Origin of the sequence: Actinomadura sp., from assembly GCF_044508335.1 — a bacterium.
GTDB lineage: Bacteria > Actinomycetota > Actinomycetes > Streptosporangiales > Streptosporangiaceae > Spirillospora.
This window is the reverse complement of the sequence record NZ_JBIQHY010000119.1, coordinates 19,376-20,859: the sequence shown is the minus strand read 5'-3', so window position 1 is coordinate 20,859 and position 1,484 is coordinate 19,376. Positions and strand designations below refer to the sequence as shown.

The 1,484-nt window shown below is 69.2% G+C and carries 1 protein-coding gene; it reads right to left on the bottom strand.

Annotated elements, in window-relative coordinates:
• Positions 1–985: Clp protease N-terminal domain-containing protein (locus ACIWVC_RS28705; protein WP_396454805.1), on the bottom strand; the 985-nt coding region annotated here is incomplete at its 3' end.
• Between the last annotated feature and the right edge of the window lie 499 nt (positions 986–1,484).

The following is a 1,484-nucleotide window of genomic DNA, read 5'->3' as shown; positions in this document are numbered from 1 at the left end:
CCAGGTGCTTGCGGTACTCGTCCAGCGTGGTGGCGCCGATGGTCTGCAGCTCGCCCCGCGCCAGCATCGGCTTGAGGATGGACGCGGCGTCGATCGCGCCCTCGGCGGCGCCCGCGCCGACGAGCGTGTGCAGCTCGTCGATGAACAGGATGATGTCGCCGCGGGTGCGGATCTCCTTCAGCACCTTCTTCAGGCGCTCTTCGAAGTCGCCGCGGTACCGGGAGCCGGCGACGAGGGCGCCCAGGTCGAGGGTGTAGAGCTGCTTGTCCTTGAGCGTCTCGGGCACCTCGCCCTTGACGATCTTCTGCGCGAGCCCCTCGACGACGGCGGTCTTGCCGACGCCGGGTTCGCCCACGAGGACGGGGTTGTTCTTGGTACGGCGGGACAGCACCTGCATGACCCGCTCGATCTCCTTGTCCCGGCCGATGACCGGGTCGAGCTTGCTCTCCCGCGCGGCCTGCGTCAGGTTGCGGCCGAACTGGTCGAGCACGAGGGAGGTGGAGGGGGCCGACTCCGAGGGCCCGCCGGAGGCGGCCGGCTCCTTGCCCTGGTAGCCGTGCAGAAGCTGGATGACCTGCTGGCGGACCCGGTTGAGGTCGGCGCCGAGCTTCACCAGCACCTGGGCGGCGACGCCCTCGCCCTCGCGGATCAGGCCGAGCAGGATGTGCTCCGTGCCGATGTAGTTGTGGCCGAGCTGCAGCGCCTCGCGCAGCGACAGCTCAAGGACCTTCTTGGCGCGCGGAGTGAACGGGATGTGGCCCGACGGCGCCTGCTGGCCCTGGCCGATGATCTCTTCGACCTGCTGACGCACGGCCTCAAGACTGATCCCGAGGCTCTCCAGAGCCTTGGCAGCGACACCTTCGCCCTCGTGGATCAGGCCCAGGAGGATGTGCTCGGTGCCGATGTAGTTGTGGTTGAGCATCCTGGCCTCCTCCTGAGCCAGGACGACAACGCGCCGCGCGCGGTCGGTGAACCTCTCGAACATCTCGTCGCTCCTCACAGAGCGGTTGGGCAGAGTCCGGAACGTCCGGAACTGTCCTTCCGCATGCTAGCCCGCCCCGAGGAGGCCGCCCGGTGCACTCCCACCAGGAGACGTTCCCCAGCTAAGCGCTGTTCAGTCTCATCCAACTACCGCATCGGTGCGTCATGTTCCCGCTACGCCGCAAGCGAACGGGGGCTTTCCGCAGGTCGATCGGGGCGCGGGGCGGATGTGCCGAATGGGGGCCGGACATCCGCTCGCGCCGCCTCTGTACCTCGCCGCGTCCGCGGCCAACCCCATTACCGCTACGCCACAAGCGAACGGCCGATTTCACTTACCCGCCTCTCTCCCGCACCCCGGACCCGGATCGCCGGCCCGCCATGGAGGCCGGCGGCGAAGGCGGCCGGCGCGTCAGAGAACTCCGGGAGAAGTACGCGCGCCTCTGAGACGCATGAACGGAGCCGCGGGGCGGGGGGAGCCCGCCGCCCGGGAGAAGGACGGGACC